This window comes from Polyangiaceae bacterium (assembly GCA_020633205.1).
Classification (GTDB): Bacteria; Myxococcota_A; Polyangia; order Polyangiales; family Polyangiaceae; genus JAHBVY01.
Window position 1 is genome coordinate 321,333 of the sequence record JACKEB010000012.1, and the last position, 17,174, is coordinate 338,506.

Annotated in this window: 13 protein-coding genes; 5 read left to right on the top strand and 8 right to left on the bottom strand. The window is 64.6% G+C overall.

The features are described from left to right. Nucleotides 1–26 precede the first annotated feature (26 nt). The 3 genes from H6718_13460 to H6718_13470 all read right to left on the bottom strand — a co-directional run bounded on the left by H6718_13460 (nt 27) and on the right by H6718_13470 (nt 2,501). The gene (locus H6718_13460; protein MCB9586404.1) at nt 27–782 is read right to left on the bottom strand and encodes a hypothetical protein; all 756 of its coding nucleotides are present in this window, start codon (nt 780–782) and stop codon (nt 27–29) included. Nucleotides 783–913: 131 nt separating this feature from the next. After that, nucleotides 914–1,360: a nickel-responsive transcriptional regulator NikR gene (nikR, locus tag H6718_13465; GenBank protein ID MCB9586405.1), complete on the bottom strand. Its 447-nt coding sequence runs from the start codon at nt 1,358–1,360 to the stop codon at nt 914–916. 19 nt (nt 1,361–1,379) lie between these two features. Next, nucleotides 1,380–2,501, bottom strand: a complete 1,122-nt coding sequence (locus H6718_13470) for a hypothetical protein (GenBank protein ID MCB9586406.1) — start codon at nt 2,499–2,501, stop codon at nt 1,380–1,382. A 635-nt stretch (nt 2,502–3,136) separates the two neighbouring features. Between H6718_13470 and H6718_13475 the strand changes: the two genes are divergently transcribed. From H6718_13475 to H6718_13485, 3 genes are all read left to right on the top strand, one after another. Beyond that, nucleotides 3,137–4,648: an SPFH domain-containing protein gene (locus tag H6718_13475; protein ID MCB9586407.1), complete on the top strand. Its 1,512-nt coding sequence runs from the start codon at nt 3,137–3,139 to the stop codon at nt 4,646–4,648. A gap of 248 nt (nt 4,649–4,896) precedes the next feature. After that, nucleotides 4,897–6,453, top strand: a complete 1,557-nt coding sequence (locus H6718_13480) for a protein kinase (protein ID MCB9586408.1) — start codon at nt 4,897–4,899, stop codon at nt 6,451–6,453. 151 nt (nt 6,454–6,604) lie between these two features. Continuing rightward, a complete protein-coding gene (locus tag H6718_13485) occupies nt 6,605–9,130 on the top strand; it encodes a response regulator (GenBank protein ID MCB9586409.1) in 2,526 nt (841 codons plus the stop codon). 40 nt (nt 9,131–9,170) lie between these two features. On the opposite strand, the gene H6718_13490 is transcribed toward H6718_13485, so the two are convergent. The 5 genes from H6718_13490 to H6718_13510 all read right to left on the bottom strand — a co-directional run bounded on the left by H6718_13490 (nt 9,171) and on the right by H6718_13510 (nt 14,891). Continuing rightward, nucleotides 9,171–10,217, bottom strand: a complete 1,047-nt coding sequence (locus H6718_13490; protein MCB9586410.1) for a polysaccharide deacetylase family protein — start codon at nt 10,215–10,217, stop codon at nt 9,171–9,173. A gap of 100 nt (nt 10,218–10,317) precedes the next feature. Further along, nucleotides 10,318–11,313 (bottom strand): ABC transporter permease, encoded by a 996-nt coding sequence (locus tag H6718_13495; protein MCB9586411.1) that lies wholly within the window; start codon nt 11,311–11,313, stop codon nt 10,318–10,320. After that, nucleotides 11,314–13,020 carry an ABC transporter substrate-binding protein gene (locus tag H6718_13500; GenBank protein MCB9586412.1) on the bottom strand — a complete coding sequence of 569 codons (1,707 nt, stop codon included), beginning with the start codon at nt 13,018–13,020 and terminating at the stop codon, nt 11,314–11,316. A gap of 88 nt (nt 13,021–13,108) precedes the next feature. Next, nucleotides 13,109–13,975 carry an ABC transporter permease gene (locus tag H6718_13505; GenBank protein MCB9586413.1) on the bottom strand — a complete coding sequence of 289 codons (867 nt, stop codon included), beginning with the start codon at nt 13,973–13,975 and terminating at the stop codon, nt 13,109–13,111. A 76-nt stretch (nt 13,976–14,051) separates the two neighbouring features. After that, a complete protein-coding gene (locus tag H6718_13510) occupies nt 14,052–14,891 on the bottom strand; it encodes an alpha/beta hydrolase (GenBank protein ID MCB9586414.1) in 840 nt (279 codons plus the stop codon). 153 nt (nt 14,892–15,044) lie between these two features. Here H6718_13510 and H6718_13515 point away from each other — a divergent pair, with 153 nt between their 5' ends. Then, nucleotides 15,045–15,998, top strand: coding sequence for a serine/threonine protein kinase (locus H6718_13515; protein MCB9586415.1), 954 nt, complete (start codon nt 15,045–15,047; stop codon nt 15,996–15,998). 605 nt (nt 15,999–16,603) lie between these two features. Beyond that, complete coding sequence (locus tag H6718_13520; GenBank protein MCB9586416.1) at nt 16,604–17,134, top strand: hypothetical protein; 531 nt, start codon at nt 16,604–16,606, stop codon at nt 17,132–17,134. Nucleotides 17,135–17,174 lie beyond the last annotated feature (40 nt).

A 17,174-nucleotide genomic window follows, 5' to 3' on the forward strand; every position in this document is an offset into this window, starting at 1 on the left:
CAAGGGTTGCTTTGCTCGCGTGTGGGTCAAGCTCCGAGGCTCGACCTGGCCTGGGTCAGCGAGATCAGCTCGAGCCCCGAGGGTGCATCCGCCAGGAAGCCATCCAGGGTTTCGCGCAACGACGCTCTCGCCTCAGTGGGCAGCGTCGTTCCCACGTTGGAAACAGTCTCTGCGACGAGCGCCACGAGCTGCTGGCGGTCAGCTTTGGAGTACGCTTCCTCTCGGGTCATCTTGAGCGCTCCGCCCAGCGTGCCGAGCAGCATTTGCACGAGCTGGTCGTGGGTTTTTCTAGCGTCGTCCGAGTCCGGCGCACCCTCGACCTGAGCAGTGCTCAGCCCGTAAGTCTTCGACACCAGCGTCAGCAAGAGTTGGGTGAGGGCGATTTGTTCCGGGCGGAAATCAGGCCTGCCGTAGAGCGGGAAAAGGCCTGGAATCACCGATAGGTAGCCCTGCGCGGTCGAGACACGCTCGTCCAAGCCAGCCGCGTCGTCCAAACGTGTCAGATTCCCCAGGCTGACCAGCTGATCAAAGGCCGGTTGTCCGACGCGAGGTAGGTCACTCGGCCCGCTTTCCTGAACCCGCTTCTTCAGCTCGATTAGACGTAGCCGATAGTCGTTTGGGGTGAGGGGACGAGGCGCTTCCTCCGCTGCGACGGGGAGTTCCGCCTCAGCGCTGGGAGGGGGCGGTGCAGCGGGCGGCGTTCGGTCATGGGCGCTGAGTGGCGGTTGTCCGCACCCAATCAGGAGCAGGCTTGCCCCAACGGCTTTGGCGAGATGGCGCATGGCGTCGCATACGAATACGCGCGGGAGGGGGCAAGCCTTCTCTTGTTCCGTGCGGTTGGGACGATTCGAGGCGGCGGACCGGCCGAGCGTGGAGTTTTTCTCGGGGGTGAGAGCGCCCCGGTTTACTGCCTTCATGCGCTGTGGTCGTGCTCGTGCTTGTGTCCGAGGGCTCCATCAGGCAGGCGCGCAGCGACGATGTCTCCACTCAGCACGCCCTTTGCTCCGATCAGCTGATCCGCTAAGGCCTTGAGCTGACTGGCCGGGCCACGGGTCGCGATCACCTCCATGCAGTGGTCGTGATCGAGGTGCACGTGCAATGCGCTGATGATCAACGCTCCAGAGTCGTGCTGGATCGCCGTCAAGCGCTCGCTCAGCTCGGGCTTGTGGTGGTCGTAGATCAGCGTGATGGTGGCGCAGGTCGGGGCGCCGGTCTGCCACGCAGCGTCATCCAGCTCGCGGCGCACCAAGTCGCGCAGCGCCTCCGAGCGATTCGCGTAGCCGCGCTGGGTGATGAGCTCGTCAAAGCCTTCCAGCAGCTCCTTTTCCATCGCGACTCCGAAGCGGACGAGCTTGCTCATTGCGCTGCTCCTCGGGAACTCACCGGCGGTCCGCCTTGCGGCTCATCTGCTGCTTTGCGGCTCTCGAGATGGCGCCGGTCACGTTCTTGCTGCGCGCAACTTGCCTCAGGTCTGCCTCGCGCAGGTGGGGGATGAGACTCGACGCGAACGTGAGCGGCGTGCGCGGGTTCGTCACCAGGTTCAGCTTGATCTGGTAGCTGCGGGTGAACTCCTTGTTGCGTGCGATGATGCGCAACACCTCGTCACTCACGGAACGGCTCGCGCTGATCTGGATCGCCTCACGTTCGCGCATGCGTGGAGACTGCACCGCCGCAGCTGCCACGAGTCGGTTCGCGTCGCGAGCGAGCAAGAGCAACTCCTCGCCTTTGCCGAGCGCTGCCGTGCGGATCTTTTGGGAGGTGGTCATCTGCGTGATGCGCGCCCACAGCGGCTTGACCTTTTCCGTGACTTGCTCATTGCCTTCGTCATCCACCTCGTGGGTGTCTTCGCCGTCATCAAGCGCAATCTGGGCGCTGATTTCCTGGGTCTCCGAGAACAAGACGTCGTCGAAGCTGGGCTCCTCGCTGGCCTCGGGGATGAGCTCGGTTTGAATCGCTTCGGCGGCTTCCTTGAAGGCGGGGATGTCGAGAGTGACGCCGTTGCGCACAGCTAGCTCGAGCAGGCGGTCAGCCGTGGACATGCGCACGTGTTTGTTCATGTAGAGCCGCTCGATGACCCCCGGTGCTTCGAGCAGGCGCTGCTCGTTGGTCGCGATGATTTCGCCCGCCTTCTCGTCGGCTCGCTCTGCCAGTAGCTCCAATGTCTCCGTGGCGATGCGTGGCATTCGCAGGAGCGCACCCAGCGAGTCGTGATCGTGGGCGCGTGTCTCGCAGAGCGCGTGAATCACCGGCGCCTGGAGGTCGGCGCTCAGCGCGCCGTTCAACACCGGCGGCGGCAGATCTTTCAGCGTCGCGCGGGCGGCCTCGGCGACCTTCGCGTCGTCTGAGGCGGCTAGGCCTGTGAGGACGGTGACGATGTCCGCGGGCTTCGCACCCGGGATGACGCCCTTCGCTGCCATCAGTTTGAGCGGCGGCGGAGCTCCAGGTGAGAGCGCCTTCTTCGCTGGCGGCGGCAGACCTTCAAGGTCCAGCTCGGGACTCATCCGCTCACGGTACCGCAACTCGCCTGACCGCTCACGGGTCGCGGCGCCTGGGGTCCAGATTTTGGGAGAGCCCCAGCGCAAAAATCGACGCTACCGTCGGAATGTAGCGGGCGATCACGGGTTGTACCTCATGCGGCCCGCGCCGGAGGTCTATCCGGACAGCGGCCCTGCGTCGCAAGGAGAGCTCGTGCGAGCGAAACGGTAGTGGTCAGTCAAGCGGACCAAGTTCGAATCGCCGTCAGCCGGCTTCTGGAGGTTGCGCTGAATTGAGACCGCTTCGGAACACGAATGGAACTCAGAACTTCTCGAGTCACATGACACACCCGTCGGGGGCGATAGACGGCAACCTGCCAAGCCGGAAACACCCCGGGTCGCTTGCCCGCAGCGGCGATGCTCCCCTCTACACGCGAGATCTTCTCGAAGCGGGAGCGAAGGCAGCCACGCCTCGCAGCTCCAGAACCGGCCCGCCGGTGAGCGGACTCGGTTGCTCTCACTTCATGCGGGCACTATTCTGCCCGGCAGTCAGCTTTGCTTGAGGTAGGTTCAGCACTGGTACGCTCAGCTCGTCGTTCGAGACTGCGCACCGGTGACTTCTAGCCTGGTCAGACCAGGAACTCTGCGGAGGAGATACACACATGGGGATCATGGATTTCGTCAAGGGCGGCGTGCAGCAGATGATGATCGCTCGCCCCGACGAGTACAAAGAGAAGGTCTTCTACAAGCATCCGGATCAGCAGTTTCCATTCTGGAGTCAGCTGACGGTCGATTCGGATGAAGTCGCGCTGTTCTTCAAGGACGGCACGGCTCAGGGGATCCTCCCACCAGGGCGCCATACCCTGAGCACACAGAACATCCCCTTCCTCGGTAAGTTCGTTTCCGAATTTACGGGCGGAAATGTATTCATCAGCGAGATCTTCTTCGTCACCACTCGACCGATTTTCCGCGATCAGAATAGCCAGCCGCTAGGCTTCGGCGGTCCGCTCGGGTCGATGCGCGACCCTGAGTTGGAGATCCGAGTCAACCCCAGGGCGTTCGGCACATACTCCTTCAAGGTTACGGATCCCGCGGTCTTCATTGGCAAGTTCATCGGCCAGAGTGGCGCGGTGGATCCCGATGTGGCGCTGCAGTGGGTGCGCGACCAGATCCTGATGGGATTGAAGTCCGTGCTGACCCGGATGATGAAGTCCGGGGATATCACCCTGATGGACCTCGGCGAATGCGGCCCGGACGTCGCCCGCGAGATCGTGCAAAACTGCCCAGACCTCACGGAAAAGGGTCTCCAGGTGATGGAGATCGCCAAGCTCAACATCAACCTGAGCAAGGAAGACGAAGCTCGCATCGACGAGTTCCAAGACCAAATCGTCCAGGCCAAGCTTGATCGGCGCAAGGCGAAGATTGGCGTCGGCACCGCAGAGGCCGAGGCACAGCAACGCCAGTTTGGTCTCGACCAGGACTTCTCGAACGCTCAACGCTACGTGAACCAGGTCGATATGAACCGCTATGGCCAGTTTGCAGGCGCGCAGGCGACGATGGGCCTCGGCGAAGGACTCAAGCAAGGCGGCGATGGCGTTTCCGCGGGGGTAGCGGGAGCGGGCATGATGGCCGGTATGGGGCTCGGCGCCGGCCTGAACGCGGGCGCTCACGGTTATCCTCCCCAAGGCTACCCGCCGCCCGGCTACGGCTATCCGCCGCCCGGTTATCCGCCCCAAGGCTATCCCGGCTATCCGCCTCCTGGCTATCCGCCTCAAGGCTATCCAGGACAGCAGCCCGGCTATCCGCCCCAGCAAGGTGCGCCGCAACAGGGTGCGCCCCAGGGTCAGGGTTATCCGCCTCAGCAGGGGTACCCGCCGCCTGGCTATCCGCCCCAGGGTTATCCTGGCCAGCAGCCGGGCTACCCGCCTCAGCAAGGTTATCCGCAGCAAGGCTACCCGCAGCAGGGCTACCCGCAGCAACAGGCCGGCGGCTACGGTCCCCCGCCTGGCGCGCCTCCCCAAGGCGCCGCGCCTCAGGGGGCAGCGCCTCAAGGGGCGCCGCCGCAAGGTGCGCCCGGTGGCGCGGAGTTCCCCGGTGGGCCGTGTCCCAAGTGCAACACGGCGAATGCCGCTGGCGCGAAGTTCTGCGCCGCGTGTGCGACGCCTCTCGGCTGAGTCGCTAGACCACTCCAAAGCAGCAACGCCCGGGCTCGATGAGCCCGGGCGTTTTTGCGTGGGTCGACCGACCGCTCGCACTCCGTGGGCGGCTGAGGTGGGGAAGACGATTCGGAGAGGCCCGCGCAGAGCGGAGCGCTGACGACCGATCTGCACGACCCTCGCACTCAGCAGATGCGGACAATCCGCACTTGGCCACCCGAGTGAGTGCCCCGACCGGGGACAATGGGCTAGGCTGACGCTCGAGGGTGAGCGAGACACTGTTGCTGTTCGGAGGGCACAAGGGGCCCAACGACAAGCCCGCGACTGAGCCGGAGCCGACTGCCAAGCTGTGTCCTGACTGCGGGCACCAGTTCTCGGGTGAAGCGCGGTTTTGCCCCTTCGACGGTGCCTTGCTCGAACACCGCGGCAAATGGGATCGCAGCGGCGATCCGCTGATCGGCAGCGTCGTCGACGGACGCTATGAAGTGCTCGACGTCCTTGGCGAGGGCGGCATGGGTACCGTCTACCGGGTCCGGCACACCACACTGGGTCGCGCTTTCGCCCTCAAGGTGCTGCGAAAGGATCTCGCCGGCGATCGCGAGTTGGCGGCGCGCTTCATTCAAGAGGCGAAGGCCGCGGCCTCGGTGTCTCACCCCAGCGTGGTTCAGATCACCGATTTTGGCGCACTGGACGGCGAGCAACCGTATTTCGTCATGGAAATGCTCGAGGGTCAGTCGCTGGGCTGGCTGATCCAACACGGCGGCGCCATTCCTGCCGCCCGCGCTGTGCGTATCCTGCGTCAAGTTGCCGAGGCATTGGGCGCCGCCCACGCGGCAGGCATCGTGCATCGCGACCTCAAGCCCGACAATATCCATGTGGGTTCGGCGGCGGGCAGTGGTAGCGACGTGGTGAAGGTGCTCGACTTTGGCTTGGCCAAGGTCGCTGGTGCGAGCCGACTCACGCGTCAAGGCATGGTGTTCGGGACGCCGCACTACATGAGCCCAGAGCAAGCCTCGGGCGGCACCGTGGATCACCGCGCCGACATCTACGCGCTCGGCGTGGTGATGTACGAGATGTTCACCGGGCGAGTGCCATTCGAGGCGGACAGCTACATGGGCGTCTTGACGAAGCACATGTACGTGGCGCCGACGCCGCCGAGTGAAGTCGTAGCGGCTGCCAGGGAGCTTGGCGCGCTCGAGGACATGACGCTGCGCTGCCTGCAAAAGAAGCCGCTTCAGCGCTTCCAAAGCATGGCGGACTTCATCGAGGAGCTGGACCGCGTTGCCCAGGTGAGCGACGACGGCAGTGTCTCGCTTCGCCCATCCGAGGCCGACGCGAGGCCGCTCGAAAACTTGCTTGCGGATGAGCTGGAGCCACCGAGTCCTGAGGAGCTGCGCATCGCCCGCGGGCGCTCGACGGAGTCTCACAGTCACGTCTCGATCGCTATCGCCGTGGCTGGCGCGGTCGCGCTGGTTGCGGCGGTGATTTGGCTCTTCACCCGAGGCAGCGACCCGAGCGCTGAGTCTGCAAAGGCCACCGCGAGCGCTACCGCGCTCGCGGAGACCGCGTCGTTGCAGCCCACGTCCACTCCAGCAACGACACCCGCAACCGCGGAGGCGGCCCCAACCGACGATACCGCAACGGAGACCGCGCCGAACCCCGTGGAAAAGACTGCGGAGCCAGCCAAGGCGAAGCCGACCCCCCGACGCGCTCCTTGGACGCAGCCGTACAATCCCGCCCCGCGCCCTGCGGCTACCCCCACTCAAACTGCCAAGCCCAAGCCGCAAATCGGCGGATCAGACATCGTCGATCCCTGGAAGTGAGAGCGGAGTCAGCGATCGCGCTGCTCAGGAACACGCACACTCACGCAAACCTCGCGGATCATTTCGTGGCGTGAGACGTATCGCATCCGGTGACTCAGCTTGACAGTACCCCTGGGTACCGCAAGGCTAAGCCTGCGCAGGAAGAAACGACGTGGCGAAGAAGCAACTACTGCTGGTCGATGCAGATCCTCGCAGTGTCCGAGTGCTCGAAGTCAGCCTCAAGAAGGCAGGCTACAGCGTCACGACGGCAGGCGACGGTGCAGACGCATTTGCGAAGATCAACTTCTCCACTCCGGACTTGATCCTCACCGACACGCGGCTACCCGGGCTCGATGGATACGAGCTCGTGCGGCGCCTCAAGGAGCAGCCGGATCTCGCGGGGATCCCCGTACTGTTCCTGACTAGCCAAAAGTCGGTGGAGGACAAGATCCGCGGACTCGAGCTTGGGGTAGAGGACTACCTCACGAAGCCGATCTTCGTGCGCGAGCTGATCACCCGGGTGAACATGCTGCTCGCGCGGCGCACACAAGAACGCATCGCAACCAGTCAGCCGCTCAGCGCGCGCACGCGCCTCTCGGGCTCGCTGGAGGACATGGGCGTGGTCGACCTGCTCCAGACCTTCGAGGTCAGCCGCAAGAGCGGTGTGGCGGTGATCCACGACGGCGCGCGTGACGCTTTCGTTTATTTCCGCGAGGGAAAGGTCGTCGACGCGGAGCTCGGTAGGCTTCGGGGCGAGGAGGCCGTCTACCGCGCTTTGATCTGGACCGAAGGCAGTTTCGAGGTCGAGTTCAGGCCGGTGCAGAACGAGGACATCGTTCCCACCTCCACCCAGGGCCTGCTGATGGAGGGCATGCGCCGAGTCGACGAGTGGGGTCGCCTGTGTGAGCAGCTTCCGTCGCTCACCACGGTCTTCGAGGTCGATCACGACGAACTCGTCGAGCGCCTCAACGAGATCCCCGACGAGCTGAACGGGATCCTGAAACTGTTCGATGGGCGCCGGAGTCTGCTGCACGTCGTGGACGAGAGCCCGTTCGAAGACCTGTCCACGCTCGGCACCATCACGAAGCTCTACTTCGAAGGTCTGTTGATCGCGTCCGAGTCCCAAGGCCTCGGCGACGATCCAGTCCACAGCGACGAAGTCGTTCCAAGCATCGAGCACGAGAGTCAGCCGAAGCTCGACGTCGCGCTGGTGGAGGCCGTCGTACCAGAGCGCCACTCGCCCCCCCGAACCAAGACGGCCGAGCCCGTGCCGGATCTTGGGATCTTCGACGCTGAAGTGGATGGCGCCGCAGCGGAGGCTGAAGCAGCACGTCCTGCAGCCACTCCCGCGGCTGCTGCGCGCTCTGCCAGCACCGCGCCGTCTCAGCGCGCTACCCTCGCCACCGCCGCAGACGCCGCGATGGAGGCGCTCGATCGCCTCGCCGCGGAAGCGGCGCCAGCGCCGTCGCCCAAGCGTACGCCCCTGCCAACGACCACCAAGGAAGGTCGCGTTGGGATCTCCACCCAAATGGGGCTCGGCGAGGCGACGATCACCGATCCAGGTGCGCCGCCCATGCGCGCCGGGTGGACCGCGAAGCCAACCCTGGCTGATTCGCCTGACGCCCGCGCTGCGGTCGCGATCGCGCGCAGCGCCATCGAGTCGCAACTCCCGTCGACCAAGGGCGAGTCGCCCCAGGCCAAGCTCGAAGCCAAGGTGATTCCATTTCCTCGAGGAAGCGGAGAAGAGGGCGCGAGCAAGGCCACGCGCATCATGGGCAGCATCGAGCTCCCCGAAGAGGCGAGCCCGGAGACCCGCGCCGAAGCGCCTCGCGCCCGCCGGGAAAGCCCGCTGCCCGCTACCGGTGTGGAGCCGGCACCGCCTTCGGCCCGCACTGATCCCGCGGAGATGAAGGCGGAAAAAACCGCGGCCGAACAGGCGGCGCCCGCAGCCAAAGACGAGCTGGAAGAGGAAGCGCCGATCACCCGCGCTTCACGCCCCCGCACGAAGACCGCGCCGTTGCCTGCAGCGGCCGAGCAGGCGCCTGTCGTCGACGACGCGGAGAGGGGCTCCAGTCACGAGCACGCCCACGACCACGAGCACGAGGCCGCGTTCTTCGCCGACGGCGAGACTGGGGAGTACGAAGGCGGGCCGCGCAGCATCCCTCCGGGCGAGCTCGACCTCGACCTCGATGAGCCGTTGGTCTTGCCCCAGCGTAGCCCGGAGCAAGAGGCGCGGCGGAGCCGGTTCATGCGCGTCGTTGCGCTGGCCGTCGGCTTTGCAGTCGGTGTGTTCGTGTTCGCCATGATCTTCAAGGGCAACAAGGAGGAGCCGACGCCGGCCGCCTCCACTTCGGAGACACGCGGCGAACCGGCCACGACGTCTCCCGCGATGAGCGAGAAGCCCACGCCTCCAGCCACCGTGGACCCTGCACCCGAGGCGACAGCGGAGCCTGAGCCGCAGGAGCCCGAGGCGAAGGAACCAGAGGCCAAAGAGCCGGAGCCGGTCAAGGAGACCGCCCCTGAGCCCAAGGCCCAGCCAGCTGCCGCCCGGGAGCCCGCCGCTCGTCCGCCCGCCGCTCGTCCGCCGGCGGCTCGCCCCCCGGCGCCGCCAGCCGCCGAACCACCAGCGCCGGCGCTGCCTCCGACCCCGCCAGCTTCCACAGGGAAACCGCCGACAGCGTCCTTTCCGACGAACTGAGCAGGCCGCCACGCCGCCCTTGGCGCAGCCCCGGGCCCTGCTAAGGCAGCGGCTCTGGTTTGGGCAGCAGGTGATGCGGGATCGTCTTCAAGAAGCCTCGAAAGAAGTAGCTGAAGCGCCCCATCGAGTCGGAGTAGAAGACGGAGGTTCGCGGCACTTCCGCGAGGTGCGAAGTGCCTAGTGCAATTGGCGCCCCCGTCGCGGTGAAGGCTGCGTCGTACCCCGCCTCGGTCACCAAATCTCGAGCTCGGCGATCCATCGACCCCAGCGGATAGAAGTACACGCTGGGGCTCACCCCCAAGCGCTGTTCGAGCAACTCCCTTGAACGAGTCAGCTCTTCATCCACGAGCTTCCTTGGCAGGTTCTTCAACCCGCGATGACGATGGCCGTGGCTTGCGACTTCCACGAGACCAGAGTCATGCATCTCCCGGACCTCTTCCCAGGACATGGTAAAGCGCTTCTTGTCTTCCACTAGCCCAGTAGTGATCCCCAGGGAAAAAGGCAGCTTCAGCCGCTTCAAGATCGGCCACGCACGGTGGTACACGCTGCTCATCCCGTCATCCATGCTGATCACGGCGACTCGTTCGGGCAACAGCAGCTTGCCACGCAGGAAGAGCACCAGCTGGCTCAGGTGGACCACCTCCACCCGATTCTCCTTCAGCCACTCCATCTGCTGCTTGAACGCAATGCTCGACACGCTCAGCGGATCACTACCCCGGTCGAAGCCGTGATAGAGCAAGACCACCGCGCGCGTGCGGTGTGCCTCGACCACGGGATGCGCGAACTCTGGCGATGGAGATGCTGCTGCCGGAGATACGGTCGCTCGACTTGTTGCCGTGGGGAAATGGGTGTCGTCGCTCTCGACGCCTGGAGTGAGCGGCACCTCTCCCTTGGAAGCCAGCTCCGGCGAAGGGTTGCGGTCGTCGCTCGCGCTGGGACCCGCGGCACGAGCCGTTTTCGGCTCACTTGCTGCCTGGTTAGGGGGGGAGGTGCGTTGGCTTCCGCCGCACGCGATCATCAAGCCACCGGCCAAGAGCGCACACTGCGCGAGGCGACGACGTGGCTGACGGTGCGTGCTCACAACCATGGAGCCTGAGAGTGTAGGCGATGCCTACTCGCTGCCAACCCCTCGCCGCGAATCCGTTGCCACCATCGCCCACACGGTCGGACAGCTTCGCACCTGAAGTTCAATGCGAACGGGAGCGCACTCGGGGGTCGAGCAAGGCGTAGGAGAAGTCGACCAGCAAGTTCGACAGCACCACGGCGACGGCGAACAGCAGCACCACACCGACCACCACCGGCCCGTCGCGGTCGAAGATCGCATTCACCGTGAGCGTGCCCACTCCGGGCCAACGAAAAATGCGCTCAGTCACGATCGCGCCGCCCACCAGGGTGCCGATATTCATGCCGATCACCGTCACAAGCGGCACCAGGGCATTGCGAAGCGCGTGCTTGAACACGACGACAGACTCCGACAAGCCCTTTGCTCGCGCGGTGCGCACATAGCCACTGCCGAGCAGCGTGAGCATCTCGTCGCGCACCAAGCGCGTGTAATAGGCGGCGCCATACAACCCCAGGGTGAGGGAAGGCAGGAAGGCGGACTTGAGCAGCTGCGATTCATCCCCCGAATAGACCAGCGGAAACCAGTTTAGCCAGCGCGCGAAGACCGCTTGCAGCAACAACCCCGTGAGGAATGTCGGCGCGCTGATGCCAATCAGCGTCAGGCCGACGGCCCCCCAGTCGAACACGGTGTGCCGTCGGTATGCCGCGAGGACTCCGAATAAGATCCCTACGGAAAGCTGGATGGCAAGTGCCAATACGCCTACGAGGAACGTCGGCCCGATCGCGCTGCCGAGTAGCTTCGTCACGGGTTGCCGTTGCAGGTAGCTCTCACCGAGATCGAGGCTCACCGACCCCACGAGCTTGGTCGCATTGGGGTGAGACTTCTCGTCGCCCCCCACGCGCACCATCTGCGTGAAGAAGCGCCCGTAGCGCACGTAGAGCGGCTGATCCAAGCCGAGCTGTTTGCGAATCACTTCCACGTCGGCGGGGCGCGCTTGAGGACCCGCCATGACCCGAGCCGGATCACCCGGCAGCCAGTTGAAAATGAAGAACGTGAGGGTCAATACGGCCCACACCGTGAACACGGACCAAGCCAGACGGGCTGCGAGTCGCTGCAGCATTCAGCGGCCCCCTCTGCCGAGGCCCATACCGAGGCTTGCAGGCAGCGCGCCCCTGTCGCATTGCGTCCCGGGGAGCAGGCAGGCGACCTTACGCTGGAGCTGCGTCGTGTCGATCCAGCTCCAGCGCACGCGTTGAGTCATCACCGGGTGTGGGTGGTAGCCGTGGACGTACGGCTGGGTGACTTCGTAGTAGCGCTGGGCATGAGTAAACACCCAGGGCGCCTCCTCGGTGACAATCGCTTCCGCGCGGCGATACATGCGCTGACGCTCAGCGGCGTCGGAGCTACCACGTGCCTTCTTCATCAGCGCGTCGAGCTCTTGATTGCTGAAGAAGGAGCTGTTCTGGCAGTTTTCTTCTGCGATGGCGTCGCTCGAGAGGGTCGACTCGAAGAAGTTGCTGGGCTCGGGAAAGTCCGGGTGCCAGCCGGTGGTGCCCATCACCGAGGCCCCACGTCGACCCGTGAGCGCTTGAAAGGTGGGCCAGCCAACGAGGCGTAGGTTGATCCGGATGCCGATCTTCTTGAGCTCTTGCTGGGTGATCTCTGCCGTCTGTTGCCCAAAGGAGTCCACCAGCGCGAGGTAGTCTATCTCCTTGGGGTAGCCGCCTTCACCAGTCTTCGGGTCGTACGGATAGCCGGCGAGGCGCATCTCTTCCAACGCAGCGTCGAGGTCGTAACGCTGAGCGGGGTAGCCCGGTGTCGCGGGGATCACCACGTTTGGCACTAGCTTGTACTGAGGCACGATTTGCCCCGGGCGGATCGCTGCAATGTGCTCGCGATTGATCGCGAAGGCGACCGCGCGGCGCATGTGACGGTTATTGAAGGGCGGGATCTCGGTGTTCATGAACGCGCCGAACACCGTGTGGGGCGCCTCCCACTCGCCGTAGGGTTCCCAGCGGCTGTCGCCGCGCAGCCGCGCCAAATCCGCGCGGCTAAACTCGCGCACGTAGTCGTACTCGCCGCGCTCCAGCTTGTAGCGCTGGGTCAGCGTCTCGACCTTCAGCTCCCACTCGACGCCGTCGAGGTAGGGCTTTCCCGGCTGCCAGTAGCCCTCGAAGCGCTTGAACTTGACGTACAGGTTCGGCTCGTAGCGCACGAGCTCGAAGGGGCCGGTGCCGCAAGGCTTGGAGCCAAATGCGTTGCTCCAGGTCTCACCGGCGCTCTTGCACACCGGAGCGACCAGCTGCAGGGCCAACACGTGGAGAAAGGTGGAGTCCGGCTCGGAGAGGTCGAAGCTGACGGTGTACTTGCCGTCGGCATGTACACCGAGCTCTTTGCTCTTTCCCTTGCGGTAATCTTGGTAGCCGGCGATGCGATCGTAAAAGCTCGCGGGGCTCGGAGTGTCAGGGGCGAGGGTGCGCCGCACGCTGCGAACGACGTCGTCTGCGGTGAGTTCGCTGCCGTCGTGGAACAGTACGCCGCGCCGCAGCTGAAAGACGTAGTGCTTGCCGTCCGGAGACACGCTGTACTTGTCAGCGAGCTGAGGTACCAGGTTTCCGACGTCGTCGTAGGTGAGCAACGTGTCGAACATCAGGTTTCCGAGCGCGGCGTTCGTGGTCGAGAAGCCGGTTGCCGGATCCAGCGTACGGATGCCGGTGAAGAAAGCCGTGCGCAGTGTCCCGCCACGCGTTGGCGACTCACCCACGCGCTTACCGATGGGCGCCGACAGCTTTTCGTCGCAGCCCAGGGTGGCGCATAGCACACTCACCCCCAAGACCAGCCTCGCTAGGCCTTGATGAAGACGCACGTATCCGTGAGGAGATGTTCTTGCTCCGGGAGCGAACAACGGCGACTGCTCAGTTTTCATTCGGGTCCAAGGCATCGCGTAGGCCTTCTCCGAGGAGGTTGAAACCGAGCACGCTGAGCAAGATCATCACTCCCGGGGCGATCACCAAGAGCGGTCGATCCGCGATCGCCGACTGACCTTCTTGCAGCATGCGACCCCAGGTGGCCGTGGGCGGCGGTAGCCCGACCTGCAAGTAGGAGAGCACGCTCTCCGCGATGATCATCGCGGCAACGTGGGCCGTGGCGATCACGATCAGCGGACCGATGACGTTCGGCAGCAGGTGCTTTCTGGCGATGCCGAGGTCGCTCTGCCCGAGCGCGCGGGCGGCTTCGATGAAGTCCAAACCTCGAAGCTGGAGGACCTTGGAGCGAATGATCCGCGCGGTACCGAACCAGCTGGTGAAACCGAGCACCAGGAGCAGGGTGGTGAGCGAGACGTCTCCGAGCGCCACGCCAAGCGCCATCACGAGCACCAGGTAGGGCAAGCTGAGGCCGATGTCGACCAGGCCCATCAGCGCTTGGTCCACGACCGCCCAGCGAGTGCCCGAGGTCCAACCCGAGAGCAGCCCTACCGCCGTACCGACCAAGGCGCTCAGCAAGGTCGCGACGAACCCCACGGCGAGGGAGATGCGCGCGCCGTGAGCCAGGCGACTCAGCTGGTCGCGAAACAGCTGGTCCACGCCAAGCCAGTGCACCGCGCTCGGCCCGACGGGCTCTCCAATCGCGTCGCGTCCGCGGTCGAAGTCACTCAGGTTCGGGTCGAAGCCAGTGAGCAACGGAGCGAGGAGCGCGAACACGATCAAGAAGACGACCAAGCCAGCCCCGAGCGCAGCTCCGCGATTCCGCTTGAAGCGCGTGAAGGCTCGGGTCTCCGCCATGCAGCAGAAGTAACGCGATGGGGCTATGGGTTGCAATCGCGACCACGTCCGAGAGCGCGAGTCGTGATTCAGCGCCTCAGAACATGCTGGCGCGCTCAGCCTTCAGGAAGCGCGAGAGCACGCGCCCGACTTCTTCGGGGCGCTCCTCCTGCGGCGAGTGCCCGGTGTTCATCAGCTCGAAACCTGCGCCGTTGAGCGTCTTCGAGAGCTTCTGCCCGAAGCCGCTTGGGCAGAGCTTGTCGTGGCGTCCCCAGATCACCAAGCTCGGCACGGCGACCCGGGCGGTGTCCGCGATGATGGGTCGGGTGTCTTCCGTGGCCCGCAGCGTAGCCAGCGCGCTACCGCGCGCCGCCGGCGTGTTGAAGCAGTCGTAGTAGTGGTCGAGGCGTTCGCTATCGATGGGCCCCCCACCGGTGAGCCGCTCGCGGAAGTAGGAGCGAAAGCTCGTGCGACCCAGGAACTGCTTGAACATCAGACCTCCCAGCAAGGGCCACGCCGCGAGACGGCGACTGTAGTCTGCCGAGGTGACGAAGCAGGTCGGATTGATCACGACGAGTCGGCTCACTAGCTCTGGGTGCCGCGCGGCAATAGCGATGGCGATGGAGCCGCCCAGGTCGTGTCCCACGAGCGCCGCTCTGCCGACACCAAGTCCTGAATACAAACCCGCAACGCAGTCCGCGAAGGCATCGAAGTTGTAGCTGAAGCGGCTGAGCGGCGGCTTCTCGCTCTCGCCAAAACCGGGCAGGTCCGGGGTGATGACGCGGAAGTCTTCTTCTAGCTCGGGCGTGACGCGCGACCACGTTAGGTGGTCCATGAACAAGCCGTGTAGAAGCACCGCAGGCGATCCGCTGCCGGTGTCCGCGACGCGAAGCCTGGCGCCTCCCGCGGTGACGTCCCGATAGCGCGTCAACGCCATGGGCAGGGAATCTAGTACAGCTCAGCCTGCCTTGGGGCAAAACCGGTCGTTTGAGTGATCGAGGCGTGTTTCCAGCGGGCGACTCCAGCGTGGGGAGGGCGTTTCCTCTCGCAATCTCCGCAACTCTCGGCCGCATTGACCGAGGGAACACCCATGCGCAAACGCTATCGTCGTCGAGTCGTGGGCTATGAACTCCTGGAGCGCCTGGGGCAGGGGGGATTCGCCGAAGTGTGGCGAGCGCGCCAGTTTACCGACGGGTTCAGCCGCGATGTCTGCATCAAGCGAGCGCGCGGCTTCGACAGCGGGGTACGCCGTGCCCTGGCGGAGGAGGCGCGTTTGCTTGCGATGATATCGCACGGAAACATCATCCGGCTCTTCGACGTGCTGGAAGACAGCCACGGGCAACTCGAGCTTTGCTTGGAGTACGTGAACGGCTGTGACGTCGCTCGCCTGCTGCGAGGTGCCTCAGTTCGCCCAAGCCTCGATCTCCTAGTCGCACTGGGCGCGGCCATCGGTGAAGCGCTCGTCGTGCTTGGGTCCATCGACGGCGGCGTCGTCCACCGAGACTTGTCGCCTCACAACGTGATGGTGGGGCGAAACGGCGAGGTGAAGCTGATTGACCTCGGGATCGCTCGCGCCGCCGCGCGGGAGGCATGGACCGCCAGCGGCGTGGTCAAGGGCAAGCCGATGTACCTCTCCCCGGAGCAAGCCAGAGGCGAGGTGCTCCGCCCCTCGAGCGACGCCTTCGCCCTGGGTGTGTTGCTGTATGAGCTCGCGTCAGGGGTAAATCCATGGGGAACTGAGCCTTGGAGTCACCCGGCGCGGCTTAGCTGGCGGCGCCCCGCCGAGCTTGGGTCACTGCGGCCGGATCTACCTCTCGGCTTTTGTTCAGTCGTGCACGCGCTGCTCGCAGAGCGACCCGACGACCGTCCGCTTGCGGCGGCGGTCCCGCCTGCGTTGCTCAGTTGCTTGGAGACTCGGTCGGTCGATTTCTCGGTGCCGGTCGCGCGCGCGGTACGCAGCGCCACCGCGCGACGAACCGAAGCGCTCGAGACGACCACCGAGCGCACCCTCGAGGTCACCGCGCTCGACTACCCGCTGCCGTGAAGCGCGGCATACGCTGAAAATAGCAGTGTTTCGCACAACCCTGTGCAGCTGGCGCGGAATGTTCTTGTGAGGCTGAAGCGCGTGGGAGCGCGTGGAAGTCGCTGCGGTGACTGACGAGGCGGCGCAGCGTGAGCTTCACATGCGCGGGTGCATCACGAGAGCCGCGCCCCGTTGCTCTGCGGAAAAGCGTTTGGTCATTCTGTAGGCCCAAGCGCGTCGCCTGTGATGAGATCACACTCGAGTCGAGAGGCGCCTCCACGCGAGTCAGCGCGTGACGAGTCGGGCGCCCCGATGGACATCCCATAAGCTCCATGGACATTCCATTGGTGTGACAACAAATGTCATAGGTGTGATCCCAAATAGCGTCCATGGAGCGGGATGAGGATCTGCGCAAATTTTCTCGTCTAAAGCGTTTGGGGGGGATCTACTCAGTAGAATATATTGACTTGCGTCGACGGAGACGTCGTCACGGGTGGGGCGGAAAGTTGAGTTCTTGGTCCCGAGACGAGAGTCACCGCGGACGGTCAACGACTCAGGCAGAGTGGACGTTCGGGAAACACGAACAGCAAACGGTTGAGACAGTGACTGAGTTGGGAGTGCATTTGATGGGGGGCGAGCTCAGTGGAGTCTTGGACGATGACGCGCTCGTGCGGGTCGAAGCGCGCTTTGCCAAGGGCATGACGTCGGGAGAGATCCTGGAGCTGTTTGCGAGCTACGACATCGCGCTGAGTGAGGCCACCTTACGTAAGTACGTTCAGCTCGGGCTGCTTCCTCGCAGCGTGCGCGTGGGTCGCAAGGGCAAGCATCGCGGCTCCCAAGGGATCTACCCGGTGAGCGTGGTGCGCCAGATCCAGCGCATCAAAGAGATGATGGCTGAGAGCTACACCATCGAGCAAATTCAGCGCGAGTTCCTGTTCATGCGCGGGGACCTCGAGCAGCTGGAGCGCACGCTGGGAAGCATCTTCGAGACCTTGGATCGCGTGATGGACGAACGCCGCGCGGATCCGATCGCCCAAGCGGCGGTAGCAGAGATGAATGAAGCCAAGGGCCTGGGCGCCAGCCTGGTCAATCGGCTGTCAAATATCGAGAAGCGGCTTACCTCGCGCTCTCAGATCCGGAGCGTGGCGGCGTCTTGAGACGCCTACTTTTCAGAGCTTTGATGAACTAGCGAGTGGG

Coding starts and splice junctions, on each gene's coding strand:
- H6718_13460 (MCB9586404.1), bottom strand. CDS start 782: ATGCGCCATCTCGCCAAAGCCGTTGGGGCAAGCCTGCTCCTGATTGGG.
- nikR (MCB9586405.1), bottom strand. CDS start 1,360: ATGAGCAAGCTCGTCCGCTTCGGAGTCGCGATGGAAAAGGAGCTGCTG.
- H6718_13470 (MCB9586406.1), bottom strand. CDS start 2,501: ATGAGTCCCGAGCTGGACCTTGAAGGTCTGCCGCCGCCAGCGAAGAAG.
- H6718_13475 (MCB9586407.1), top strand. CDS start 3,137: ATGGGGATCATGGATTTCGTCAAGGGCGGCGTGCAGCAGATGATGATC.
- H6718_13490 (MCB9586410.1), bottom strand. CDS start 10,217: ATGGTTGTGAGCACGCACCGTCAGCCACGTCGTCGCCTCGCGCAGTGT.
- H6718_13495 (MCB9586411.1), bottom strand. CDS start 11,313: ATGCTGCAGCGACTCGCAGCCCGTCTGGCTTGGTCCGTGTTCACGGTG.
- H6718_13505 (MCB9586413.1), bottom strand. CDS start 13,975: ATGGCGGAGACCCGAGCCTTCACGCGCTTCAAGCGGAATCGCGGAGCT.
- H6718_13510 (MCB9586414.1), bottom strand. CDS start 14,891: ATGGCGTTGACGCGCTATCGGGACGTCACCGCGGGAGGCGCCAGGCTT.
- H6718_13515 (MCB9586415.1), top strand. CDS start 15,045: ATGCGCAAACGCTATCGTCGTCGAGTCGTGGGCTATGAACTCCTGGAG.
- H6718_13520 (MCB9586416.1), top strand. CDS start 16,604: ATGGGGGGCGAGCTCAGTGGAGTCTTGGACGATGACGCGCTCGTGCGG.